Genomic DNA, 23,611 nt, shown 5'->3' on the forward strand with positions numbered 1-23,611 from the left:
AGGAGTACTCCCCCGATGCGCACTCGCCACCTCGCCGTCCTGCCCGCCGCGGTCGCGGCGTCCCTGCTGCTCGCCGCCTGCGGCGGTGGCGACGACGCCGCCTCCGGCGACGGCTCCGAGGGCGGCGTCGAGCTGGTCACGGCCGGCTCGCTGACCGTCTGCACCAACCCGCCGTACGAGCCGTTCGAGTACGAGGAGGACGGCGAGGTCGTCGGCCTCGACATCGCGATCGTCCAGGAGGTCGCGGACGACCTCGGCGTCGAGCTGGTCACCAAGGTCACGCCGTTCGAGGGCATCCAGTCCGGCGCCGACCTCAACACCGACAACTGCGACGTCGTGGCCTCCGGGATCACCATCACCGAGGAGCGCCAGGCGAAGATCGACTTCTCGGAGCCGTACTTCGACGCCGACCAGGGCCTGCTGGTCCCGGAGGGTTCCGACCTCGACAGCGTCGAGTCGCTCGAGGGCAAGACGATCGGCGTGCAGCAGGCGACCACCGGCGAGACCTGGGCGCAGGACAACGGCCTGGACACTGTGCAGTTCGAGGACCTCGGCCTGCAGGTCCAGGCGCTCAAGACCGGCCAGATCGACGCCGCGGTCAACGACATCGCCGTGCTCGGCCCGTTCGTGTCCGAGGGCTTCGAGGTCTCCGCGAACTTCTCCACCGGTGAGCAGTACGGCCTCGGCGTGAAGCAGGGCAACACCGCGCTGCTCGACGCCGTGAACGCCACGCTGGACCGGATCCGCGAGGACGGCACGTACGACGACATCTACACCCAGTACATCGGCACCGCCCCGATGACTTCGGAGTCCGCGTCGCCCGAGCCGAGCGCGTCGGACAGCTGACGTGACGACGACGCCGTCTACCACGGCGCCCGGGACGATGCCCGCGTCCCGGCGCCGGTGGAGCCCCCGCCGGCGGGCGCGGGCCTTCCGCACCGCCCAGTACGCGCTGATCGTCGCCGTCCTGGTCGCCGTCGCCTTGGCGATCGACTGGGAGAACGTCGGGACCAACTTCTTCAACACCCAGGCCGCGGGCGACATCGCGGCGCTGATCCCGGCCGCGTTCGTCAACACCCTGAAGTACACGCTCGCCGGGTTCGCGGTCGGCCTCTCGCTCGGCACGGTCCTGGCGCTGATGCGGCTGTCGTCGGTGGCGCTGTACCGGTGGATCGCCGTCGTCTACATCGAGTTCTTCCGCGGCATCCCCGCGCTGCTGGTCGTGATCTCGTTCGGCTACGCCGTGCCGATCGCGTTCGGCGTCAACATCGGCTCGGTCACCACCAAGGCGGCGCTCGCGCTCGGCCTGGTGTCGGCCGCGTACATCGCCGAGACGCTGCGCGCGGGCCTGCAGGCGGTGCCGAAGGGGCAGGTCGAGGCGGCCCGCTCGCTCGGCATGTCGCACGGCCGCACGCTGGCGACCGTCGTGATCCCGCAGGCGTTCCGCATCGTGCTGCCACCGATGACCAACGAGTTCATCCTGCTGACCAAGGACACCTCGCTGGTGTTCCTGCTGGGCCTGGCGACCAGCCAGTACGACCTGACCAAGATCGGCCGGGACGCGCTGAACAGCGCGCAGGGCGGCCTGACGCCGCTGTTCGTCATCGGCGCCTGCTACCTGCTGATCACCCTGCCGCTCGGCCAGCTGGCCCGGTACCTGGAGAAGCGCACCGGCGCGAGGAGCCGCACATGAGCACCGACTCCCCCACGACGTCCGCCCCGGTGGTGCGCGTCGCCGGCCTGCGCAAGGCGTTCGGCGAGCGCGAGGTGCTGACCGGCATCGACCTGGACGTGCGCGCCGGCGAGGTCGTCTGCGTGATCGGCCCGTCGGGGTCCGGCAAGTCGACGCTGCTGCGCTGCGTGAACCTGCTGGAGCAGCCCACCGGCGGCACCGTCGAGGTGCTCGGCGTCGACGTGACCGACCCGGACGTGGACATCGACCGGGTGCGCACGCACGTCGGCATGGTGTTCCAGCAGTTCAACCTGTTCGCGCACAAGACGGTGCTGGAGAACTGCACCGTCGCCCAGCGGCAGGTGCTCAAGCGGTCCCGCGCCGAGGCCGAGCGGATCGCCCGCGCCAACCTCGAGCGGGTCGGCCTGGCGGACCGCGCGGACGCGCTCCCGGCCCAGCTGTCCGGCGGCCAGCAGCAGCGCGTGGCGATCGCCCGGGCGCTGTCGATGGACCCGCAGCTCATGCTGTTCGACGAGCCGACGTCCGCCCTGGACCCCGAGCTGGTCGGCGACGTCCTCGCCGTCATGCGGGACCTGGCCGACGCGGGCATGACGATGATCGTCGTCACGCACGAGATGAGCTTCGCGCGGGACGTGGGCGACCGGGTCGTGTTCATGGACGGCGGCGTCATCGTCGAGGAGGGCCCGGCCAGCCAGGTCATCGGCGCGCCGCGCGAGACCCGCACGCAGACGTTCCTGCAGCGCGTGCTGGACCCGACGCACACCGCGACGCCCTGATCGTCCCGTTCTGACCTGCGGGTCCGTCGGGTTCGCACCACCCGCGGGCCCCAGCGCTGTGCGATCCGGGCCCCGGGGCGGCGCCGGCCCGCTCGGTAGCATGGCGGGCACGGTCGTCGCCGCTCGCCGGGTCGGACGCCCGCGACCCCGTCCGCCCGACCAGGAGCACGCATGCGCGAGTTCGCCGCCGAGGCCCCCGTCCCGCACGACCCCACGACGAACGTGCCCGGGCTGCTGCTCGCGCGGCTGGCCCGCGGCGCGTCCAGCGTCATCTTCGAGCGGTCGGCGGGGCTGGGCGGGTCCTGGGCGCCGGTCACCGTCGCGGAGTTCGTCCGCGAGGTCACCGCGCTCGCCAAGGGCCTGGTCGCGCAGGGCGTCGAGCCGGGCGACCGCGTCGCCATCATGTCCCGCACCCGCTACGAGTGGACGCTGACCGACTTCGCGATCTGGTTCGCCGGCGGCGTCGGCGTGCCGGTGTACGAGACCTCGTCGGCGGAGCAGGTCGAGTGGATCCTGTCGAACTCCGGCGCCTCGCTGGTCATCGTCGAGACCGCCGCGCACGCCGCCGTGGTCGGGCAGGTCCGGGCGGCCGTGCCCGCCGTCCGCGACGTGCTGGTCATCGACGACGGCGGGCTGGCGCGCCTGGTCGCCGACGGCGCCGGCCTCGAGGACGCCGAGATCGAGCGCCGCCGCGCGCTGGCCACCGGCGCCGACCTGGCCACGATCATCTACACCTCCGGCACCACCGGCCGGCCCAAGGGCGTCGAGCTCAGCCACGGCAACTTCGTCGACAACGCCCGCAACGGCGTCGCCGCCCTGGCGGACGTCTGCGCCACCCCCGGGTCGCGCACGCTGCTGTTCATGCCGCTGGCGCACGTGTTCGCGCGGTTCATCCAGATGGTCGCGATCGAGGCGGGCTCCCCGCTCGGGCACACCCCGGACACCCGCAACCTGCTGGCCGACTTCGCGTCGTTCCGGCCGACGTACATCCTCGCGGTGCCCCGGGTGTTCGAGAAGGTCTACAACTCCGCCGAGCAGAAGGCCGGCCACGGCGCGAAGCTCAAGCTGTTCCGCTGGGCCGCGAAGGTGTCCATCACCTACTCCCGGGCGCTCGAGTCGGCCGACGGCCCCTCGGCGCAGCTGAAGGCGGCGCACGCCCTGGCCACGACGCTGGTGCTGCGCAAGCTCAAGGACGCGATGGGCGGCAACCTGCGCTACGCGATCTCCGGCGGCGCGCCGCTCGGCGAGCGGCTGGGCCACTACTACCGCGGCCTGGGCCTGTCGGTGCTCGAGGGCTACGGCCTGACCGAGACGACCGCGCCGTCCGCCGTGAACCGGCCCGGGCTGATCAAGATCGGCACCGTCGGCCCCGCCTACCCCGGCACGGCGGTGCGGGTGGACGACGACGGCAACGTGTTCGCCCGGGGCCCGCACGTGTTCCGCGGGTACCACGACAACCCCGAGGCGACCGCGGAGGTGCTGGACGCCGACGGCTGGTTCGCGACCGGCGACATCGGCACCCTCGACGACGACGGCTACCTGCGGCTGACCGGCCGCGCCAAGGAGCTGATCGTCACCGCCGGCGGCAAGAACGTCGCCCCGGCGGTGCTCGAGGACCGGTTCCGCGGCCACCCGCTGGTGAGCCAGGTGGTCGTGGTCGGCGACGGGCGGCCGTTCATCGGCGCGCTGGTCACCCTGGACGCCGACATGCTGCCCGGCTGGCTGTCGATGCACGGGCTGCCGGCGATGGACGTCCGCGCGGCCGGGAAGCACCCCGAGGTGCTGGCAGCGCTGGACCGCGCCGCGACCCGCGCCAACGAGGCCGTGTCGCGGGCGGAGTCCATCCGCAAGGTCCGGGTGCTGGAGACCGACTTCACGGAGGCGAACGGCTACCTCACGCCGTCGCTCAAGGTGAAGCGCGCACTGGTGCTCCAGGACTTCGCGGGCGACGTCGAGCAGCTGTACGTGGACACCCGGGAGCACTGAGCGCTCGCCGCCGCGGCACCACGCAGACGACCCCCGGCCTGGCAGGCCGGGGGTCGTCCGCGTCAGCGGGTCCGGTCGTCGTGCCGGACCTCCGCCGTCGTCAGACCACGTCGTGCAGCCGCGCCTGGTCGGCCGACTGGCTCGGCAGCGCCTCGCTCGGCGTCGAGCCGTCGTTCCACCGGAGCAGCGCGCCCACGCCGTCGACGACCTCGACCTGGCCGTCCAGCGCCAGCGTGAGGCCCGCGTCCTGACCGAGCGCGGCCCGCAGCAGCGCCACGTCGGCGCGCATCCTGCGGGCACCCTCGGTCACGCCGATGCCGGCCAGGTCGGCCTCGCTGGAGGCGATCTGCAGCGGGTCCGGGCCCACCCAGAGCTGGCGGTCGGCCAGCGGCGCGTCGGGGAGCGTGACGTCCTCGTGCAGCACCACCTCGCGCACCTGCCCGCGCTGCAGGACGGTCACGAGGTCGTCGACGGACGTGACCGCCGCTCCCCCGCGGCCGATCTCCTGGCGGTACTGCTCGAGCACGCCCTCGCGGCGCTTCTGGCGGAACCGTTCGAGCGCCTCGGCGACCCGCTGGTGGAACACCTCCTGGTTGACGCCCTCCGCGCGGGAGCCACCGGCCACCTCGACGATCAGGTCCCGGGTGCGCGGGGCCACCGCGTGGCAGAGCAGCGGCACCGCCCGGACGTCGCCGGTGACCAGCACGACCTCGGGCTTCTTCTCCACGATCTGCCGGTCCAGCTCGGCCGCCACGGTCTCCGCGTTCCGCTCCCAGGAGTCCTCGGCGCGCATCTGCACCCGGCGGCTGCGCCAGCCGTCGCCCGTCTCCTTGACCTTGCGCAGCTCGTCGTGGTCGCCCTCGACCGTCTCCCGCGCGGCGTCGCGCAGGCCGGACCCGTCCGACCAGGTGAGGTCGGCGCCCTGCCGGTCGGTCTCGACCAGGAGGAACCGGGTGGCCTGGTCCGCGGCGCGCACGGCCGGCAGCAGGTTCGGGACGTCGTCCAGCACCGCCGTCGACCGGGCCGGCGGCTCCTTGAGCACGCGGTCCACGACCACGCCCTGCGCGTCCGCGACGACGACCCGGCCGTGCGGGCCGCCGACGCCCGTGGGACGGGTGACCCGCTCCTCGATGTCGTCCAGCACGCCGGCGGCCGCGCCCGCGCGCTCGAGCTCCCTGCGCAGCGCGCGCCACCGGCCCGCCACCTCCTCGTCTCCGGACGCGTCGGCGCGGGTGGCGTCGAGATGGACCGTCACGAACGGGGCGGGACGGCCGAGAAGGGGCTTGAGCCAGTGCAGTTCCACGAGGCGACCTCCGAGAAGGGGTTGCGTGTTGTCGGCCGAGCCGGCGCGCACCTCCGCGGGCCCGCCGGACGACCGGTCCTGACCCCTCCCACCCTCTGACAGCCGACGCCCGCGCGCCACCCCGGGAGCGCCGTCGGGCGGGTTCAGGCGGAGGCGGACGTCCCCTCGGCCTCCCCCGCGGCGCCCTGGCCGTCCGGGCCCGCGGCGATCGCCTCGTGGTGCCGGATGACCTCCTCGACGATGAACGCCAGGAACTTCTCCGCGAACACCGGGTCCAGGTCCGCGTCGTGCGCGAGCGCGCGCAGCCGGCCGACCTGCTGCGCCTCGCGCCCCGGGTCGGACGCCGGCAGGCCGAGCCGGGCCTTGAGCACGCCGACCTGCTGGGTGGCCTTGAACCGCTCGGCCAGCAGGTGGATCAGCGCCGCGTCGATGTTGTCGATGCTGCCGCGCAGCCGGGCGAGCTCGGGCGGGGGCGTCGGGGAGGCCGGTGCAGTCGTCACGCCCCCGATCGTAGGGGCGCCGCCGCGGCCGCTGCCGCAGGCGGTCACCAGACGGGCGACGGCCCGGTCCCCCTGCCGGGGACCGGGCCGTCGGGCCGTGCTGCGGTGCGGGTGCTCAGGCGCTCTTCTCGCGCGGCGTGCGCTTGGCCGGGACCTGCCGCGGCACGAGCGTCGGGTTGACGTTCTCCAGCACGACCTCGCGGGTCACGACCACGCGCTCGACGTCGTCGCGGCTCGGCACCTCGAACATCACCTGCTGGAGGACCTCCTCCATGATCGCCCGGAGCCCGCGGGCACCGGTGCCGCGCAGCAGCGCCTGGTCGGCGATCGCCTCGACGGCGTCGGCGGTGAACTCGAGCTCGACGCCGTCGATCTCGAACATCCGCTGGTACTGCTTCACCAGGGCGTTGCGCGGCTCGGTGAGGATCCGCACCAGGGCCGACTGGTCGAGCGGCGACACGGTGGTGATGACGGGGACGCGGCCGATGAACTCGGGGATCAGCCCGAACTTCAGCAGGTCCTCCGGCATGACGTCGCCGTACACGTCGCGGTCGTCCGCGGAGTGCAGCGGGGCGCCGAAGCCGATGCCGCGGCGGCCGGCGCGCGACGTGATGATCTCGTCCAGCCCGGCGAACGCGCCCGCGACGATGAACAGCACGTTCGTCGTGTCGATCTGGATGAACTCCTGGTGCGGGTGCTTGCGCCCGCCCTGCGGCGGCACCGAGGCGGTCGTGCCCTCGATGATCTTGAGCAGCGCCTGCTGCACGCCCTCGCCGGAGACGTCCCGCGTGATCGACGGGTTCTCGCTCTTACGGGCGATCTTGTCGATCTCGTCGATGTAGATGATCCCGGTCTCGGCCTTCTTCACGTCGAAGTCGGCGGCCTGGATCAGCTTGAGCAGGATGTTCTCGACGTCCTCGCCGACGTAGCCCGCCTCGGTCAGGGCCGTGGCGTCCGCCAGCGCGAACGGGACGTTGAGCATCTTGGCCAGCGTCTGCGCGAGGTACGTCTTGCCGCAGCCGGTCGGGCCGATCAGCAGGATGTTGGACTTGGCGATCTCGACGGACTCCTCCGCCTGCGCCGTACCCACCGTGGCGGTCGATGCGGCCTCGCCGGCCTGGATCCGCTTGTAGTGGTTGTAGACCGCGACGGCGAGCGACCGCTTGGCGGGCTCCTGACCGACGATGTACTGCTCGAGGAACGCGAAGATCTCCTTCGGCTTGGGCAGCTCCACCATGCCGATCTCGGTGGCCTCCGCGCGCTCCTCCTCCATGATCTCGTTGCAGAGCTCGATGCACTCGTCGCAGATGTAGACGCCCGGGCCCGCGATCAGCTTCTTGACCTGCTTCTGCGACTTCCCGCAGAACGAGCACTTGAGAAGGTCAGCGCCGTCCCCGATGCGAGCCACGTGCGTCCCCTTCCCTCGGTGCGACCGCGGTCCGCGGTCGCGTCGTCGCCGATCCCTCGGCACGGCGCCCCCTGCGGGGCGCTCGTCGAACCATTCCACACCACTGCGGGCGCGGTGTCAGCCTTGCTGGTCCCGGCGTCGGGCGTGTCGCGCGGACGTCACCCGCCCGCGGACGCCGGACCGCCCGCCCCGGGACCGCGCGCGGCGGGCCCGGGGCGGGCGGAGGGGGTCACGGCTCGACGGTCGTCGCGACGACGCCCTTGCGGCTCTCGAGCACCTGGTCGACGATCCCGTACTCGTGGGCCTGGGCCGCCGTGAGGATCTTGTCGCGCTCGATGTCCTGGCGGACCTGCTCGAGCGGCCGGCCCGTGTGGTGCGCGAGGGTCGCCTCGAGCCACTCGCGCATCCGGATCAGCTCGTTGGCGTGGATCTCGATGTCGGACGCCTGGGCGTAGCCGCCGCCCTCCATCGCGGGCTGGTGGATCAGCACGCGGGCGTTCGGCAGCGCGAGGCGCTTGCCCGGCGTGCCGGCCGCCAGCAGGACCGCCGCGGCCGAGGCCGCCTGGCCGAGGCACACGGTCTGGATCTGCGGCTTGATGTACTGCATCGTGTCGTAGATCGCGGTCAGCGCGGTGAACGAGCCGCCGGGCGAGTTGATGTACAGCGTGATGATGCCGTCGGGGTCGGTCGACTCCAGCACGAGCAGCTGGGCCATGACGTCGTCCGCGGAGGCGTCGTCCACCTGCACGCCGAGGAAGATGATGCGGTCCTCGAACAGCTTGGTGTACGGGTCCTGGCGCTTGAAGCCGTAGGCCGTGCGCTCCTCGAACTGGGGCAGCACGTACCGGGACGACGGCAGCTGGGCGGGCGCGCCGCCCCAGCCGCCGGCGAGGCGCCCGGCGCGGGCGATGAACTGCGACTCGGTGCTCACGGGTTCTCCTTCTGCGTGGTCTGGTGGGGTCGGCGCGGCGTCAGGACTGCGTGCCGCCGCCGCCGGTGACCGCGCCGGCGTGCGTGACGACCTTGTCGATGAACCCGTACTCGAGCGCCTCCGGCGCGGTGAACCAGCGGTCGCGGTCCGAGTCGGCGGTGATCTGCTCGTGCGTCTTGCCGGTCTGCTCGGCGATCAGCTCCGCGAGCACCGTCTTCATGTGCAGGATCAGCTGGGCGTTGATCCGCACGTCGGTGGCGGTGCCGCCGATGCCGCCGGACGGCTGGTGCATCATCACGCGGGCGTGCGGGGTCGCGTAGCGCTTGCCCTTGGCCCCCGAGGAGAGCAGGAACTGCCCCATCGAGGCGGCCATGCCCATCGCGACGGTGGCGACGTCCGGCTGGATGTACTGCATCGTGTCGTAGATCGCCATGCCCGCGGTGATGGAGCCGCCGGGCGAGTTGATGTACAGGAAGATGTCCTTGTCGGGGTCCTCCGCCGCGAGCAGCATCATCTGCGCGCAGATGGCGTTCGCGTTGTCGTCACGGACCTCCGAACCCAGCCAGATGATCCGCTCCTTGAGGAGCCGGTTGTAGATGGAGTCGTTGAGGCCGAGTCCCCCGGACTCGGCCCGGGCGATCGCCGGCGTCTGGTCGTTCACGAAGGCTCCCTCGTCAGGCTTGGTTGCTTGTCAGCGACCCTAACGCCCGGGCACGGCGGCATTCGTCCCGCTGACCCCCCGTTTCGCTGTCGGCGCACGGGCGCCTGCCCGCCCGAGGTCGTCACACGTGGGCGAGGTCGTCAGGTGCACGTGACGACCTCGCCGCCTTCTGACGACCTCGCCGCCCGGGACGCAGGGCGGACGACCGAGGGCCCCGCACCGGGATCGGTGCGGGGCCCTCGTGCGGAGCGTGGGGGTCAGGCCTTGGCGTCGGTCTCCGTGGCCTCGGCCTCGGTGGCCTCCGTGGTCTCGGCCTCGTCGCCCTCGGCGGCGGCGGCCGTGGCGGCCTCCAGCGCGTCCTGCGCGGCGTCGTCCTCGTCCGAGCCGATGTACTCGGACAGGTCCACGGGCGCACCGGCGCCGTCGACGACGGCCACGCTGCGCAGCGCCACGGCGAGCGCCTTGGAGCGCGCCACCTCGGCGACCATCGCGGGGATCTGGCCCTGCTGGTCGACCGTCTGGATGAAGGTGTTCGGGTCCATGCCGTACTGGCGGGACGCGCTCACCAGGTAGTCGACGAGCTCGCCCTGGTTGACCTTGACCTCGAGGTTCTCGGCCAGGGTGTCCAGCAGGATCTGGTTGCGCAGCGCGGTGGTGGCCTGCTCGGCGACCTCGGCGCGGTGCACGTCGTCCTCCAGGCGGCCCTCGGACTCGAGGTGGCGGTGCACCTCGGCCTCCACGGCGCCGGACGGGACCGGGATGTCCAGCTGCTCGAGCAGCTGCTCCAGCAGCAGGTCGCGCGCCTGCACGGCCTGGTTCTGGCCCTTGACCTTGCCGGCCTGCTCGCGCAGGTCCGCCATCAGCTCGTCGATCGTGTCGAACTCCGACGCCATCTGGGCGAAGTCGTCGTCGGCCTCGGGCAGCTCGCGCTCCTTGACGGAGGACGCGGTGACGGTGACCTGCGCGACCTCGCCGGCGTGGTCGCCGCCGACCAGCGTGGTCTCGAACGTCGTGGTCTCGCCGGCCGACAGGCCGGTCAGCGCCTCGTCCAGGCCCTCGAGCATGTTGCCCGAGCCGATCTGGTAGGAGACGCCGGAGACGGTGTCGACCTCCTCGTCGGCGATCTTCGCGACCAGGTCGATGACGGCGAAGTCCTTCTCGGCGGCCGGGCGGTCGACGCCGACCAGCGTGCCGAACCGCTCGCGCAGCGCGTCCAGGCGACCCTGCACGTCCTCGTCGGAGATCTCGGTGCCCTCGACCGTGACGGAGAAGCCCTCGAGCGAGGGGATTTCGATCTCGGGACGGACCTCGACCTCGGCGGTGAAGACCAGGTCGCCCTGGGCGTCGTCGGCGGTCAGGCCGGGGACCTTGGTGACGTCGACCTCGGGCTGGCCGAGCGGGCGCAGCTTGTTCTCGCGGACGGCCTCGGCGTAGAAGCCGGACAGGCCCTCGTTGACGGCGTGCTCCATGACGGCCGGGCGACCGACGCGCTGGTCGATGATCCGCGGCGGCACCTTGCCCTTGCGGAAACCGGGGATGGTCACCTGCTCCGCGATGTGCTCGTACGCGTGATCGATGCTCGGCTTGAGCTCGTCGTACGACACCTCGACGGTCAGCTTGACCTTGGTGGGGTCCAGGGTCTCGACGGCGCTCTTCACTTCAGTGGTCTCCAACTGCTCGGATGTCTGCGCCGGGGGTCCGGCGTGGGGCGCTGGGGCGAGCCGGCGGGACGGTTCCCCGCTTCCCCCGAGGGGCGGCACGCTTCGGCGCGTGCGGGCATGGCTCGCCGCACCGGCCCCAGCAGCCTACGCCACGGGCTCCCGCCGTCGCCAAAGCGGGGCGCGCCGGAGCCGGCGTCAGGCCCGGCGCCGGCGGCTCGTCCGCCACGCGCGGAACGCACCGGTCGACCACAGCGCCCACGCCACCAGGCCGGCCTGGAACGGCAGCCGCGCGAGGCGCTTGGCGTCGGTGTCGAGGCCGAACGCGTCGGTGTGCGTCACGTACTGCGAGACGTTGCCCGGGAAGATCGCGACGAAGAACGCGGCCGCGGTCCAGCCGACCGCCGTGCGGTACCGCCGGGGCGCCAGGGCGAGCGCCGCGCCGAGCGCGATCTCCACCACGCCGGACCCCAGGACCACCAGGTCCTCGTCGACCGGGACCCACCCCGGCACCTGCGCCTGGAACTCCTCGCGGGCGACGGTCAGGTGGCTCGTCCCGGCGAAGGCCAGCACCGCCCCGAGCCCGACCCGCCCGATGTGCCGCGCGACCTCGCCGCGCCCTGCCTGCTGCTCCGCCATGACGACCCCTCGGTAGACGACTTCGTCTACCCATCAGACCACACCGGGCGCCGGCCGTCGCGCCGGTAGCGTGCGGCCCCATGACCACCGGCACCGTGCTGCGGACCGCGCTCGCGCTCGCCGTCCTGGTCGGCGTGGTGGTCGCCGTGGCCGCAGCGGCCCGGGTCCCGGTGCGCCGGGAGGCCGTGGTCGCCGTCGCGCGGGCCGCGGTGCAGCTGGCGGCGGTGGCGGCCGTCATCGCCTGGGTCTTCCAGCACCCCGGCGCCGCCTGGCTCTACCTGCTGGTGATGCTCGGGGTCGCGGCGTGGACCTCGGTCCGCCGGATCGGCCTCGGCCGCGGCACCTTCCCGGCCCTGCTGCTCGCCGTCGCCGCCGGGACCGTCACGGCCGTGGTGCCGGTCGTCGCCAGCGGCGCGCTGACGATCGGGGCCCCGACGCTGCTGCCGTTCACCGCGCAGATCATCGGCGGCACGATGGCGGCCGCCTCGGTGACCGGCCTCCGGCTGCGCGACGACACCTGGGCGGAGTGGGACGTCGTGGAGGGGTGGCTCGCGCTCGGGGCGACGGGGCCGCAGGCGGTCGCCGCGCACGGCCGGCGGGCGGTGGCCCGGGCGCTGACACCCGCCGTCGACCAGACGCGGGCCGCCGGGCTGGTCACGCTGCCGGGTGCGTTCGTCGGGCTGCTGCTCGGCGGCGCGAGCCCGGCGCAGGCGGCGCAGGTGCAGCTGCTCGTGCTGGTGGGGCTGCTGGCGGCGCAGACCGTGGCGGGGGTGCTGACGGCGCGGCTGCTGGCCACCCGGCTCGGGCGGCACCGGCCCACGGACTGAGCTACGTCGCGCGCGTCGAGACCGTGACGGTGAACTTGGGGTCGCGGCTCACCTGCCGGGTCGGCCCGACGACCCGCTCCAGCGTCGGCCGGTAGCGCAGGTGGGAGTTCCACACCGCCCACAGCTCACCGCCGGGTCGCAGGACCCGGGCGGCGTCCGCGAACAACGCGCGGGCGATCCCCGCGTGCACCGCCGCGCCTACGTGGAACGGCGGGTTGAGCAGCACGACGTCGGCGCTCGCGTCGGGAACAGGGCCGGCGGCGTCCGCCCGCACCACGGCGATCCGGTCGGCAAGGCCGTTCGCCGCCACCGTCGCCCGGGCGGAGGCGACCGCCGCGGCGGACTCGTCGGTCGCCGTGACCGTCAGACCCGGCCGGGCACGCGCGAGCAGGACGGCCAGCACCCCCGTGCCGCAGCCGAGGTCGACAGCCGACGCGACGTCCGTCGGCACCGCATCGAGGTGCGCGAGGAGCGCGCGCGTGCCGATGTCGATCCCCGCCCCGGCGAACGCGCCGCCGTGGGCGCACACCGTGAGGCCGAGGTCCGGGTGCTCGCGCCGCTCGGGCCAGCGCGGTGCCGCCCGACGGTCGGCCGGCCGCGGCCCCGAGGCCACGAGGACGCGCGACTTCTGCCGGGCGAGGCGCGCCTGCACGCTGGCCAGGTGGCGCTCCAGGACGTCGTTCATCGCCGTCGTCATGTGCTTGACGCGCCCGCCCGCCACGACGACGACGTCGGGCTCGGCGTGCTCGGCGATCAGCGCGGCGATCTCGTCCAGCGCGTCGAGCGACCGCGGGAGCTGGAGCAGCACGACCCGGGCACCCGCCACGAGTCCGGGCGTCAGCCCGTGGGAGGCGAACCCGCCCACTCCGAGCCGCTCGGCGTTCGCGTGCAGCGCCCGCTCGCCGAGCAGGCGGTCCTGGTGCGTGCGGACCCCGGACAGCCCGTGCCTCGTGATCGCGCCGAGCGTCAGCGCGCCGTGGTGGTCACCGATGACGACGACCTCCGGGCCGGTCGCCGCCGTCAGCGCGGGCGCGGCCTCGTCGAGGACGAGCCGGTCGCTCGCGTCGACCGCGTGCAGGTTCGGCGCCTCGAGGTCGGGAGCCCGCCGGAGGTCGGCGAGCACGTCGGTCTGGTCCTGCCCCACCGCCGCGTCCACGTCACCGAGCCTATCCGGCGGCGGTGGACGTCGGCTCCGCCCCCGCGGTGCCGGTCCACGCCCGGTGGACCGGCACCACCGCCGCGTCAGCCGCGCTCGGGGAACACCGGCCGCTGGAACCGGCGCTCGAACCGGCGGATGCACCCGCTGGTCCGCGCCAGCTCGTACGCCTCGATGCACTCCGCGTCGGTCTCGGCGGCCGTCCGGTAGCGCTCGTAGTCGGCCAGCGAGGGGAACGTGAAGAGCGCGAACGCCTCGTCGTTGTCCCCCTCCGCCGGCAGGAAGTAGCCGTGGTGGTCGCCGCCGAGGCGGTTCACCAGGCGGATCCAGCGCTCGGCGTAGTCCGTGAAGACGTCGATCTGGTCGGGGTCGATCTCATAGCGGAGGTGGATCGTGATCATCGCGAGATCATGGCACCCGCACCCGGGCCGCCGGCCGCGGCGCACCGGCAGGTGCGCAGGTCAGCGCACCTCGTCCGTCGTGAGCGCGAGCTCCCGCGCGGCGGCGACCTCCGCCGCCAGGACGGTCGCCCGGTCCGCGGCCATGCCCGACGCCTCGGGGCCGAGCTGCTGGCGCAGCGCGCCGTCGCCGCGCGCGGGACTCCCCGGCCTCGACCGACTCAGGCGCGCGGGAGCACACCCAGCAGCGCCGACGTGAAGGCCATCCGCAGCGCCTCGCGCAGGTCCACGTGCAGCACGCCGAGCTCGGGCTCGTCCGCGTACGCGGCGAGCAGGGTCGGCGGCGGCGGGACGTAGGACGACAAGGCGCCCGCCGAGACGAGGCTCATCAGGCAGAACGGCTGCGCGCCCTCGCCCAGCTCGGGCACGTGGTGGCGCACGAGCGCGGTCATCGTGGCGAGCCTGGCCAGCGAGGAGCGCTTGTGCCGCTTGACCACGTCGATCGAGACGTTGTGCTCCAGGACGCCGCCCTGCGCACCGAACAGGTCGCACAGCACGACCCGGCCCGCCAGCGAGCGACTGAGCGTCTCGGCGAGCTGGCGGGCCCGGACCTCCGGCGCCGCGGTCGCCTCGACACCCGCGGCCAGCTCCCCGTCGAGCTGGTCGAGCCAGCTGCCCAGGAAGTCGTCCAGCAGCTCGAGCAGCACCGCCTCGCGCGACTCGAAGTACCGCAGGACGTTCGACTTGGCCAGGCCCACCCGCCGGCTGAGCTCGTTGAGGCTCACCTCGGCCACGGGCATCTCGTCGAGCATCGCCGCCGCCGTGTCCAGGATGACCCGGCGGCGGATCTCCTTCTGCTCCTCGCTCCGCGCGCGTTGGAAGGTCACCGACCCACCGTATCGGACCGCTGGTCCCTTGACAGCAGACCAGCGGTCCTTTACGTTCGCAGTATCAAACCGGCGGTCTTTTAGGAGCGAGTCATGAGCCACGACTGGACCCAGCAGGACATCCCCGACCAGCAGGGCAGGGTGGCGGTCGTGACCGGCGCCAACACGGGACTCGGCTTCGAGACGGCCCGGATGCTGGCCGCCCGAGGGGCGACGGTGGTCCTCGCGGTCCGAGATGTCGAGAAGGGCAAGCAGGCGGCCGCCCGCATCACCGGCGACGTCGCCTTCCAGGCGCTCGACCTGACCTCCCTGAACTCGATCCGGTCCGCCGCAGCAGACCTCCGCGCCGCCCACCCGCGCATCGACCTCCTGATCAACAACGCCGGCGTGATGTACACCCCCCGGCGCACCACCGCCGACGGCTTCGAGCTGCAGCTCGGCACCAACCACCTCGGCCACTTCGCCCTGACCGGCCTGCTGCTCGACCGGCTCCTGCCGGTCACCGGCTCCCGGGTCGTCACCGTCAGCAGCACCGGGCACCGCATCCGCGCCGGCATCCACTTCGACGACCTGCAATGGGAGCGCTCGTACAGTCGCGTCGCCGCCTACGGCCAGTCCAAGCTGGCCAACCTGATGTTCACGTACGAGCTGCAGCGCCGGCTCGCCCGGCACGGCAGCACGGTCGCGGTGGCCGCTCATCCTGGCGTGTCGAACACCGAGCTCGTCCGCAACACCCCCGCCGCGCTCCGGCTGCCGGTGACCTGGCTCGCGCCGCTGCTCACGCAGCCGGCCGAGATGGGCGCCCTGCCGGTCCTGCGCGCAGCCGCCGACCCGGCTGTCCTCGGCGGGCAGTACTACGGTCCGGGCAACCGGGGCGAGGTGCGGGGGTACCCGAAGGTGGTCACCTCCAGCCCCGCCTCCTACGACCGGACCACCCAGCAACGCCTGTGGACGGTCTCCGAGGCGCTCACCGGGGTGACGTTCCCCCGGGGGTAGCCGGCACCCGCCGGTGGCCCCCGCCCGACGCGGCTACCTCCGCGGCCCGGTGGACTCGCGGAGCCGGAGCTCGGTGGGGAGCTCGACGCGGACCGGCGGCTTGCCGGGCTCGCGCCCACGAGCCGCCGCCCGGAGCAGGATCTCGACGGCCGCCCGCCCGACCTCGGCGTGCGCGCCGCCGAGCGTCGTGAGCCGTGGCGTGCACAGCTCCGCGGCGAAGATGTCGTCGAAGCCGACGACCGAGACGTCCTCCGGGACCCGCACGGCACGCTGCTGCAGACGCTGGATCACCCCGATCGCGAGCAGGTCGTTGTGCGCGACGATCGCGGAGGCCCCCGTGCTGAGCGCGGCGTCCGCGGCCACCCCGCCCTGCGAGACGCGCGGGGTGAAGGGACCCACGCGGTCGGCCGTCATGCCGACGTCGTGGGCGGCGCGCCGCAGGGCCGCCCAGCGCGTCGCCGCCATCCACGAGCTGCTCGGCCCCGCCAGGTACACGAGGTGCTGGTGCCCCAGCGAGTCCAGGTGCTGGACGATCTGCCGCGAGCCCTCCACGTGGTCGAGCAGGGCGCACGGCAGCCCGGCGAGCTCGCGGCCCACGAGCACCACGGGTCGCTGCTCCGCGAGACGGGTGAGGTTCTCGTCGGGGAGCCTGCTCGCCGCGAGCACGAACCCGTCCACGGCCGGCATCAGCCGCTGGATCTGCTCCAGCTCGATCCGCGCGGACTCCTCGGCGTTGACGAGCACGAGCGTGTGGTCCGACGCCTTCGCCCGCATCTCGGCGCCGCGGATCAGCTCGAAGTAGTAGGGGTTCGCGATGTCCGAGACGACCATCGCGACGGTCGAGTGGCGGTCCGAGAGCAGCGCGCGCGCGTGCGGGTTGGGCCGGTACCCGAGCTCCTCGGCCACCTCGAGCACGTGCTCCCGGGTCGCGGCGCCGACCCGTCCGGGCGTGGAGAACGCCCGGGAGACGGTCGAGGTCGCCACCCCGGCCGCCCTCGCGACGTCGTAGATCGTCGGGCCCCGCACGCCGTCAGCCAACTCGCTCCGGCAACACTTGGCAACCCCTTGCCGTCCTCGTCGCGGTTTCCCTAGCGTCACGGCTGTGAACCACATCACATCTGGCGACGGCGGCAGGGTGCGGTCGTTCTTCGCCGATCCACCGAGGCCGGTCGCCCGGACGATCAGGGCGCTCACGGCCGTGGAGCTCGGTCTGGGCGTCGCGGCGATGCTGATCATCTTCGTGCTGGTCCTCGTCCAGGCCCTGCAGCGCTACCTCCCCGTGGAGGGCTGGCCGTGGACCGGGGAGCTGGCTCGCTTCTCGCTCGTCTGGCTCACGTTCGTCACCGCGGGCGTGCTGGTCTCGAGCGACTCGCACATCGCGATCGAGAGCATCGACGCGGTCCGGAACGCGCTCGTCCGCCGGGTCGTCCGCGTCGTGGCCTGCCTCACGGTCGCCGCGGTGGGGGCCCTCCTGACGGCGGAGGCGTGGGCCCTCGTGCAGACGCAGGGCGTGCTGCGCTCCCCCGCCATGGGCATGCCGATGTCGTGGCTCTACGGGATCTCGATCGTGGGCTTCGTCAGCACCACCCTGCGGGCGACGGTCGCCGCGCTCGGGTTCGCGGTGCTCGGGGTCCCCGACCCGTCGGAACCCGGCACCGCACCGCAGGAGGTGGCGGGCGCATGAGCCTCCTCGTGCTGTGCCTGCTCATCACCGCGCTCCTCCTGGCGCGCGTGCCGGTGGCGTTCGCGTTCATCGGGCCGTCGCTGGTCTACCTGCTCACCACCGGGCAGTCACTCGGGCTGTCGCTGCGGCTGGTCGCGCAGTCCACGGCCAGCTTCCCCCTGCTCGCGGTCCCCCTGTTCATCCTGCTCGGCTCGCTGGCGAGCCACGCGGGGATCGCGGACCGCCTGTACGCGTTCGCCCTCGCGCTGCTGGGCCGGGTGCGCGGGAGCCTGGGGTACGTGAGCGTCGGCGTGAGCGTCGGGTTCTCGTGGATCAGCGGCTCGGCCGTCGCCGACGCCGCCGCGCTCGGGAAGATCCAGATCCCGGCGATGCTGCGCGAGGGCTACTCGAAGAAGTTCGCGCTCGGCGTCTCCGGCTCCTCGGCGCTGATCGCCCCGGTCATGCCGCCGAGCATCCCGGCGGTCATCTACGCCGGGCTCGCCGCCGTGTCCACCGGCGCGATGTTCGCCGCGTCCGTGGTGCCGGCGCTCCTGATGGCGCTCGGGCTGTGCGTCGTGGTGTTCATCTGGGTGCGCCGCGAGCCAGGCATCCGGGTCACCCGGTTCGACCGCGACGACCTGGGCCGGACCGCGCGCGGCGTGCTCGGTGTGCTGGTCGCCCCCGCCCTCATCCTGGGGGGCATCCTCAGCGGCTGGTTCACGCCCACCGAGGCGGCCGCCGTGGGCGCCGCGTACATCGGCGTGCTCGGATTCGCCTACCGCACGCTGCACTGGCGCGACCTGCCCACGATCCTCGTCGAGTCGGTGCTGACCTCCGGCGCGATCCTGCTCATCGTCGCGTCGGCCAACCTCCTCGGCTACATCTTCGCCCGTGAACGCGTGCCGCAGGTGATCTCCGAGTGGATCCTCGGCGTCACCACCGACCCGACCGTCTTCCTGCTGCTGGTCCTGGTCCTCTCGCTGGTCCTCGGTACGGCTCTCGACGCGATCGCGGTGCTGACCCTCACCGTGCCGATCCTCATGCCGATCGCGGCGGCCTACGACGTGGACCCCATCGCGCTGGGCGTCCTCATGATCCTCTCGCAGATGATCGGCCTGCTCACGCCACCGGTCGGCACGGTCATCTTCGTGCTGCAGGCGATCGCCAAGGCGCGCATGTCGGAGGTGTTCTGGGGCTCGCTGCCGTTCATGGTCCCCCTGCTGCTGCTGTGCGTCGCGATCATCCTGTGGCCCGACGCGATCCTCTACCTCCCGCAGAGGCTGGGGCTGTGACCGCGCGACGGTCCGTCCTCGCGGGCCTCCTCGGCCAGGGCGTCGGACCCTCCCTCACACCCGAGCTGCACGAGCGGGAAGCCGTGCGCCAGGGCCTGCGCTACGTCTACAAGACCGTGGACCTCCGGGACGACCGCCTGGGGCACGAGCGCCTGCGGGAGCTGCTGGGTGCCGCCGTGGAGCTCGGCTTCGACGGCCTCAACGTGACCCACCCGGTCAAGCGGGCCGTGGTGCCGCTGGTCGACGAGGTGTCGCCGGCGGTCGCCGCGATCGGGGCGCTGAACACCGTCGCCGTCCGGGACGGGCGCACCGTCGGGCACAACAGCGACGTCACCGGGTTCGCCGCGGCCTTCCGCGACGGCCTGCCCGACGTCGACCTCGGGGAGGTGCTGCTGCTCGGCGCGGGCGGCGCGGGGACGGCGGTCGCGCACGCGCTGGGCGGGCTGGGCGTCCAGCGGCTCCTCGTCGCCGATCCCGACCCGAAGCACCTCGAGGCGCTCCTCCGCTCCCTGGAGGACGCCCGTACGGAGATGCGCGTGGACGCCGTCCGGGGGCCCGACCTCGCCCAGGCCCTCGCCCGGGTCGCCGGCATGGTGAACACCAGCCCCGTGGGGATGGCCGATCACCCGGGCGCGCCGCTCGACACCGACCTCCTGCACCACCGGCTGTGGGTGGCCGACATCGTCTACCGCCCGCTCGACACCCCGTTGCTGCGCCGGGCGCACGACCGCGGGTGCCGGACGCTGTCCGGGGCCGGGATGGCCGTCCACCAGGCGGCAGACGCGTTCGAGCTGATCACCGGCCGACCAGCCGACCGGTCGGCCATGTTCCGCGACTTCGACGAGCTGGTCGCCGGCGAGCCCGGCGGTCGTCGCCACACCCCGGGGCTCCCGGCTCCGGGGACCTCCACAACGAAGTGAGGTCGAGATGTCCATGCGAGGGAACACCCGAGCCGCCCTGCTCGCGGGAGCGGTCGTCACGCTCACCGCGCTCACGGCGTGCGGCGGGAACGGCGATCCCGCCGACGAGACCGACGGGGGCGGTGGCGGTGCCACCACCGAGGAGGTCACGCTCCGGCTGGCGCACAGCTACACCGAGGCCCAGCCGCAGCACCGCTGCGGCGCGCAGGTCATCGCCGACGAGGTCGCGGCCGCCGACGTCGGACTCACGGTCGAGGTCTTCGCGGGCAGCCAGCTCGGCGGGGACGCCGACCGCATCGCCTCCGTCGTCTCGGGCGACATCGACATGGACATCCAGGGCGCTTCCGCCCTGGGTGCGGTCTACGAGCCGGTCAGCGTGCTCGACGCGGCCTACGCGTTCGACGACGGCGAGCACCTCGCGCGGTTCTTCGCCGACGACGCCTCCGACGAGCTCCTGACGGGCTTCGAGGACGCGACCGGCGTGCACACGCTCGGGGCCTGGTCCGCGGGCATGCGCCACTTCACCGCGAACGAGCCGATCCGCGCGCCCGAGGACCTCGAGGGGCTGCGCATGCGGTTCCCCGCCTCGGAGCAGTTCCTCATGAACGCCAAGGCCCTCGGGGCGGAGGCGACCGAGGTGGCGTACGAGGAGCTCTTCCTGGCGCTGCAGCAGGGGACGGTGGACGGCCAGGAGAACCCGATCGTCAACATCGACGCGAGCAACCTGCAGGAGGTGCAGGACTACATCAGCATGTCCTCCCACCAGGCGAACTCCAACCTCGTGATCATCGGCGAGGTGTGGGGCGACCTGTCCGCCGAGCAGCAGGACGCGCTGCAGTCGGCCGTCGACACGGCGATGGAGCAGGTGCCCGACTGCGTGACGGAGGACGAGGAGGCGACGCTCGCCGAGTGGCAGGAGACCGGCGCCATGGAGGTCGTCGACGACGTCGACGTCGAGGCGTTCCGCACGCAGGCCGACGAGTACCTGCGGGAGAACTTCACGCCGGAGCAGCTGGCCGTCTACGAGGCGATCAGGTCCGCCGCGGAATGACAGCCGACGGCCAGGTGCAGACGTTCCGGGGCCCGGTCCGCGCGGCCGACCTCGGCACGACGCTGGTGCACGAGCACGTGTTCGTGCGCGACCACGAGCTGGAGGTGAACCTGCCGGACCCGGAGTGGGACCGGGAGGCGCTGGTCACCACCGCGGTCGACGGCCTGCGCCGCCTGCACCGTCTCGGCGTGCGCACCGTCGTCGACCTCACCGTGCCGGGGCTCGGACGCGACGTCGCCCTGGTCGCCCGGGTGGCCGCCCAGGTCCCGGTCCACCTGGTGGCCAGCACCGGCTGGTACGCGCCGCAGGCGCTGCCGGTCACCTTCGCGGTGCGCGGTCCCGGTCGCCTGCTCGACGGCCCGGACCCGCTCGAGGAGCTGTTCGTGGACGACATCCGGCACGGCATCGCGGGCACCGGGGTGCGCGCCGCGATGCTCAAGGTGGTGCTGGACCGGCCGGGTGCGACGCCCGACGTGCTGCGCGTCCTGCTCGCGGCGGCCGCCGCGCACCGGCGGACCGGCGTGCCGGTCACCGTCCACACCGATCCGGCGACCCACCGCGGCCGGGAGGCGCTCGACCTGCTGGTGCGGCAAGGCGTCGACCCCGGTCGCGTCGTCCTGGGGCACAGCGGCGACAGCGAGGACCTCGACGAGCTGCGCGCCCTGATGGACGACGGCGCCACGCTCGGCATGGACCGGTTCGGCATGGAGCACCTGCTCCCGGACGACCGCCGCGTCCGCACGGTCCTGGCACTCCTGCGCCTCGGGTACGCCGACCGCATGGTGCTCTCGCACGACGCCGCGTACTACAGCCGGGTCACCCCGCCGTCCTGGCGGCGCACGCACGCGCCGCACTGGCACGCCGCCAACCTGCCGGACCGGGTGCTGCCGATGCTCCGCGCCGGCGGCGCGAGCGACGAGGACCTGCACCAGATGCTGGTGACCAACCCGGCCCGGCTGCTCGCCGGTCGACCGGCCGTGGCGCACGCCGGGACGGCGCGCGGGGAGGAGGAGCGGTGAGCCTGCGGACGTCGATCGCCACGGTCTGCCTCAGCGGGACGCTGACCGAGAAGCTGCACGCCTGCGCGGAGGCCGGGTTCGACGGCGTCGAGCTGTTCGAGCCGGACCTGCTGGCGTCACCGTCGAGCCCCGAGGAGGTCGCCGCGCTGGCCCGGCGGCTGGGCCTCGGCATCGACCTCTACCAGCCCTTCCGGGATGCCGAGGGCGTCACCGAGAGCGAGTTCGCCGCGGTCCTGCACCGGGCCCGCGCCAAGTTCCGGCTCATGCAGCGCCTCGGGGCCGAGACCGTGCTCGTCTGCTCGAACGTCGGCACCGCCTCCGTCGACGACGACGCCGTGTCGGCCGACCAGCTGCGCCGGCTCGGCGACGAGGCGGCGGCGCACGGCGTCAGGATCGCCTACGAGGCGCTCGCCTGGGGTCGCTTCGTCGACGACTACCGGCGCGCGTGGCGCATCGTCGAGCGGGCCGACCACCCGGCGGTCGGGGTGTGCCTCGACAGCTTCCACATCCTGTCCCGCGGCCACGACCCGGCCGCGATCGAGCAGATCCCGGCCGACAAGATCTTCTTCCTGCAGCTGGCGGACGCACCCAGCCTCACCATGGACGTCCTGTCCTGGAGCCGGCACCACCGGCTGTTCCCGGGCGAGGGCTCGTTCGACCTCCCGTCGTTCCTCGGGCACGTGCTCGACGCCGGGTACACCGGTCCGGTCTCGCTCGAGGTCTTCAACGACACGTTCCGGCAGACCGACGTCGAGCGCACCGCCCGTCAGGCCAAGCGCTCGCTGACCTGGTTGGAGGACCAGGTCGCCCGGCGGCCCCTGCGGACCCGGCGGCCCGACGGCCCGAGCAGCCTGCCGGACGTGGGCCAGCCGGTCGCGTTCGACTTCGTCGAGGTCAAGGCCGAGGACGCCGGCGAGGTGGACGAGATGCTCCGGCTCCTGGGCTTCACGTTCCGCGGCCACCACCGGAGCAAGCCGGTGCGCCTTTGGAGCCAGGGCACGGCCCGCGTGCTGTGCAACGAGCACCTGGCGCGCGAGTGGTCACCGACGCTCGCCGCGATCGGCGTGGAGGTCACCGACCCCGTCGCGTCCGTGCGCCGCGCCCGTCTGCTGGGGGCACCGTCGGTGTTCCGCCGCACCCGCGCCGGCGAGCAGGACCTGGTGGCGTTCCGGACGCCCGAGGGCACGGAGGTCTTCTTCGCCGAGCCCTCGGTCCGCGAACCCGCGTGGGTCCCCGAGTTCGACGGCGGGGACCAGCCGCGCCGCGGGCCCGCCCTCACGATCGACCACGTCAACCTCGCGCACCAGTGGCAGGCGTTCGAGGAGTCCGCCCTCTTCCACACCAGCGTGCTCGCGCTGCGCTCGCAGGGCACGCAGGAGGTCGCCGCGCCGACCGGGCTGGTGCGCAGCCGGGTGATGCGCTCGGACGACGGAGCCGTCCGGCTGGCGCTCAACGTGGCGCCGGTGCTGGACCACGGGCTGCCGCAGCACGTCGCCTTCCGCAGCCCGGACGTCATGGCGGCGGCGCGGGCCGCACGCGCGCGGGGGCTGCGTCCCCTGCCGATCCCCGCGAACTACTACGACGACCTGGCCGCCCGGTTCGACCTGCCCGAGGCGCTCCTCGACGAGATGCGCGAGCTCGGCGTGCTGTACGACCGCGACGACGCGGGCGGCGAGTTCCGGCACTTCTACACGCGCACGGTCGGTGCGGTGTTCTTCGAGCTCGTCCAGCGGGACGGCGGCTACGACGGCTACGGAGCAGCCGGTGCACCCGTCCGGCTCGCGGCCCAGCACCTGGCGCGGCGCTGACCGGGACAGGACCTCACCGCCCCCGACCCCGCACCCCCG

The 23,611-nt window shown here is 73.3% G+C and carries 23 protein-coding genes; 12 read left to right on the forward strand and 11 right to left on the reverse strand.

The genetic code is table 11. From position 1 onward, the window contains the following. The first annotated feature begins 15 nt into the window (after positions 1-15). The 4 genes from AC1050_RS04655 (at position 16) to AC1050_RS04670 (ending at position 4,455) form a co-directional block, all read left to right on the forward strand. On the forward strand, positions 16-846 hold the full coding sequence (locus AC1050_RS04655; RefSeq protein WP_482386205.1) for a transporter substrate-binding domain-containing protein: 831 nt from the start codon (positions 16-18) through the stop codon (positions 844-846). 37 nt (positions 847-883) lie between these two features. Beyond that, positions 884-1,693: an amino acid ABC transporter permease gene (locus AC1050_RS04660; RefSeq protein ID WP_482387240.1), complete on the forward strand. Its 810-nt coding sequence runs from the start codon at positions 884-886 to the stop codon at positions 1,691-1,693. Then, the gene (locus AC1050_RS04665; RefSeq protein WP_482386206.1) at positions 1,690-2,469 is read left to right on the forward strand and encodes an amino acid ABC transporter ATP-binding protein; all 780 of its coding nucleotides are present in this window, start codon (positions 1,690-1,692) and stop codon (positions 2,467-2,469) included. The genes AC1050_RS04660 and AC1050_RS04665 overlap by 4 nt, the downstream gene beginning before the upstream one ends. A 171-nt stretch (positions 2,470-2,640) precedes the next feature. Then, the gene (locus AC1050_RS04670; protein ID WP_482386207.1) at positions 2,641-4,455 is read left to right on the forward strand and encodes an AMP-dependent synthetase/ligase; all 1,815 of its coding nucleotides are present in this window, start codon (positions 2,641-2,643) and stop codon (positions 4,453-4,455) included. A 100-nt stretch (positions 4,456-4,555) separates the two neighbouring features. On the opposite strand, the gene AC1050_RS04675 is transcribed toward AC1050_RS04670, so the two are convergent. The 7 genes from AC1050_RS04675 to AC1050_RS04705 all read right to left on the reverse strand — a co-directional run bounded on the left by AC1050_RS04675 (position 4,556) and on the right by AC1050_RS04705 (position 11,555). Continuing rightward, complete coding sequence (locus AC1050_RS04675; protein WP_482386208.1) at positions 4,556-5,758, reverse strand: baeRF2 domain-containing protein; 1,203 nt, start codon at positions 5,756-5,758, stop codon at positions 4,556-4,558. Between the two features lie 143 nt (positions 5,759-5,901). Continuing rightward, positions 5,902-6,258, reverse strand: coding sequence for a chorismate mutase (locus tag AC1050_RS04680; protein WP_482386209.1), 357 nt, complete (start codon positions 6,256-6,258; stop codon positions 5,902-5,904). A gap of 115 nt (positions 6,259-6,373) precedes the next feature. Further along, on the reverse strand, positions 6,374-7,666 hold the full coding sequence (gene clpX, locus AC1050_RS04685) for an ATP-dependent Clp protease ATP-binding subunit ClpX (RefSeq protein ID WP_482386210.1): 1,293 nt from the start codon (positions 7,664-7,666) through the stop codon (positions 6,374-6,376). Between the two features lie 229 nt (positions 7,667-7,895). Then, complete coding sequence (locus AC1050_RS04690) at positions 7,896-8,597, reverse strand: ATP-dependent Clp protease proteolytic subunit (protein ID WP_482386211.1); 702 nt, start codon at positions 8,595-8,597, stop codon at positions 7,896-7,898. Positions 8,598-8,637: 40 nt separating this feature from the next. Then, on the reverse strand, positions 8,638-9,258 hold the full coding sequence (locus tag AC1050_RS04695) for an ATP-dependent Clp protease proteolytic subunit (protein ID WP_454051656.1): 621 nt from the start codon (positions 9,256-9,258) through the stop codon (positions 8,638-8,640). Between the two features lie 257 nt (positions 9,259-9,515). Continuing rightward, positions 9,516-10,916, reverse strand: a complete 1,401-nt coding sequence (gene tig, locus AC1050_RS04700) for a trigger factor (RefSeq protein WP_482386212.1) — start codon at positions 10,914-10,916, stop codon at positions 9,516-9,518. Between the two features lie 198 nt (positions 10,917-11,114). Further along, on the reverse strand, positions 11,115-11,555 hold the full coding sequence (locus AC1050_RS04705) for a DoxX family protein (RefSeq protein ID WP_482386213.1): 441 nt from the start codon (positions 11,553-11,555) through the stop codon (positions 11,115-11,117). Between the two features lie 80 nt (positions 11,556-11,635). Between AC1050_RS04705 and AC1050_RS04710 the strand changes: the two genes are divergently transcribed. After that, positions 11,636-12,382 carry an ABC transporter permease gene (locus tag AC1050_RS04710; protein WP_482386214.1) on the forward strand — a complete coding sequence of 249 codons (747 nt, stop codon included), beginning with the start codon at positions 11,636-11,638 and terminating at the stop codon, positions 12,380-12,382. 1 nt (position 12,383) lies between these two features. Here AC1050_RS04710 and AC1050_RS04715 read toward each other — a convergent pair whose 3' ends face one another. The 3 genes from AC1050_RS04715 to AC1050_RS04725 form a co-directional block, all read right to left on the reverse strand. Next, positions 12,384-13,538, reverse strand: coding sequence for a class I SAM-dependent methyltransferase (locus AC1050_RS04715; protein ID WP_482386215.1), 1,155 nt, complete (start codon positions 13,536-13,538; stop codon positions 12,384-12,386). Between the two features lie 86 nt (positions 13,539-13,624). Next, positions 13,625-13,939: an NIPSNAP family protein gene (locus tag AC1050_RS04720; RefSeq protein WP_482386216.1), complete on the reverse strand. Its 315-nt coding sequence runs from the start codon at positions 13,937-13,939 to the stop codon at positions 13,625-13,627. Positions 13,940-14,157: 218 nt separating this feature from the next. Then, positions 14,158-14,823, reverse strand: coding sequence for a TetR/AcrR family transcriptional regulator (locus tag AC1050_RS04725; RefSeq protein WP_482386217.1), 666 nt, complete (start codon positions 14,821-14,823; stop codon positions 14,158-14,160). A gap of 93 nt (positions 14,824-14,916) precedes the next feature. Between AC1050_RS04725 and AC1050_RS04730 the strand changes: the two genes are divergently transcribed. Beyond that, on the forward strand, positions 14,917-15,819 hold the full coding sequence (locus AC1050_RS04730) for an SDR family NAD(P)-dependent oxidoreductase (protein ID WP_482386218.1): 903 nt from the start codon (positions 14,917-14,919) through the stop codon (positions 15,817-15,819). Between the two features lie 33 nt (positions 15,820-15,852). Here the strand turns inward: AC1050_RS04730 and AC1050_RS04735 are convergent, their stop codons facing one another. Beyond that, complete coding sequence (locus AC1050_RS04735; protein ID WP_482386219.1) at positions 15,853-16,845, reverse strand: LacI family DNA-binding transcriptional regulator; 993 nt, start codon at positions 16,843-16,845, stop codon at positions 15,853-15,855. Positions 16,846-16,921: 76 nt separating this feature from the next. On the opposite strand from AC1050_RS04735, the gene AC1050_RS04740 reads away from it, so the two are divergent. From AC1050_RS04740 to AC1050_RS04765, 6 genes are read left to right on the forward strand one after another with little or no spacing between them, the layout of a single operon-like run. Then, positions 16,922-17,503, forward strand: a complete 582-nt coding sequence (locus tag AC1050_RS04740; RefSeq protein WP_482386220.1) for a TRAP transporter small permease — start codon at positions 16,922-16,924, stop codon at positions 17,501-17,503. Continuing rightward, positions 17,500-18,774 (forward strand): TRAP transporter large permease, encoded by a 1,275-nt coding sequence (locus AC1050_RS04745; RefSeq protein ID WP_482386221.1) that lies wholly within the window; start codon positions 17,500-17,502, stop codon positions 18,772-18,774. Before AC1050_RS04740 ends, AC1050_RS04745 begins: the two co-directional genes overlap by 4 nt. Continuing rightward, positions 18,771-19,694, forward strand: a complete 924-nt coding sequence (locus AC1050_RS04750) for a shikimate dehydrogenase (protein WP_482386222.1) — start codon at positions 18,771-18,773, stop codon at positions 19,692-19,694. Before AC1050_RS04745 ends, AC1050_RS04750 begins: the two co-directional genes overlap by 4 nt. A 13-nt stretch (positions 19,695-19,707) precedes the next feature. Then, positions 19,708-20,745: a DctP family TRAP transporter solute-binding subunit gene (locus AC1050_RS04755; protein WP_482386223.1), complete on the forward strand. Its 1,038-nt coding sequence runs from the start codon at positions 19,708-19,710 to the stop codon at positions 20,743-20,745. Beyond that, a complete protein-coding gene (locus AC1050_RS04760) occupies positions 20,742-21,764 on the forward strand; it encodes a phosphotriesterase family protein (protein WP_482386224.1) in 1,023 nt (340 codons plus the stop codon). Before AC1050_RS04755 ends, AC1050_RS04760 begins: the two co-directional genes overlap by 4 nt. Continuing rightward, a complete protein-coding gene (locus tag AC1050_RS04765) occupies positions 21,761-23,572 on the forward strand; it encodes a TIM barrel protein (protein WP_482386225.1) in 1,812 nt (603 codons plus the stop codon). The genes AC1050_RS04760 and AC1050_RS04765 overlap by 4 nt, the downstream gene beginning before the upstream one ends. Positions 23,573-23,611: the final 39 nt, after the last annotated feature.

Source organism: Cellulomonas sp. NEAU-ZC6 (assembly GCF_056844425.1).

Excerpts from the sequence above, each read along its gene's own strand:
- AC1050_RS04670 (WP_482386207.1), top strand. The coding sequence starts at position 2,641 with ATGCGCGAGTTCGCCGCCGAGGCCCCCGTCCCGCACGACCCCACGACG.
- AC1050_RS04755 (WP_482386223.1), top strand. The coding sequence starts at position 19,708 with ATGCGAGGGAACACCCGAGCCGCCCTGCTCGCGGGAGCGGTCGTCACG.
- AC1050_RS04745 (WP_482386221.1), top strand. The coding sequence starts at position 17,500 with ATGAGCCTCCTCGTGCTGTGCCTGCTCATCACCGCGCTCCTCCTGGCG.
- AC1050_RS04720 (WP_482386216.1), bottom strand. The coding sequence starts at position 13,939 with ATGATCACGATCCACCTCCGCTATGAGATCGACCCCGACCAGATCGAC.
- AC1050_RS04705 (WP_482386213.1), bottom strand. The coding sequence starts at position 11,555 with ATGGCGGAGCAGCAGGCAGGGCGCGGCGAGGTCGCGCGGCACATCGGG.
- AC1050_RS04660 (WP_482387240.1), top strand. The coding sequence starts at position 884 with ATGCCCGCGTCCCGGCGCCGGTGGAGCCCCCGCCGGCGGGCGCGGGCC.
- AC1050_RS04730 (WP_482386218.1), top strand. The coding sequence starts at position 14,917 with ATGAGCCACGACTGGACCCAGCAGGACATCCCCGACCAGCAGGGCAGG.
- AC1050_RS04710 (WP_482386214.1), top strand. The coding sequence starts at position 11,636 with ATGACCACCGGCACCGTGCTGCGGACCGCGCTCGCGCTCGCCGTCCTG.
- AC1050_RS04760 (WP_482386224.1), top strand. The coding sequence starts at position 20,742 with ATGACAGCCGACGGCCAGGTGCAGACGTTCCGGGGCCCGGTCCGCGCG.
- AC1050_RS04655 (WP_482386205.1), top strand. The coding sequence starts at position 16 with ATGCGCACTCGCCACCTCGCCGTCCTGCCCGCCGCGGTCGCGGCGTCC.
- AC1050_RS04665 (WP_482386206.1), top strand. The coding sequence starts at position 1,690 with ATGAGCACCGACTCCCCCACGACGTCCGCCCCGGTGGTGCGCGTCGCC.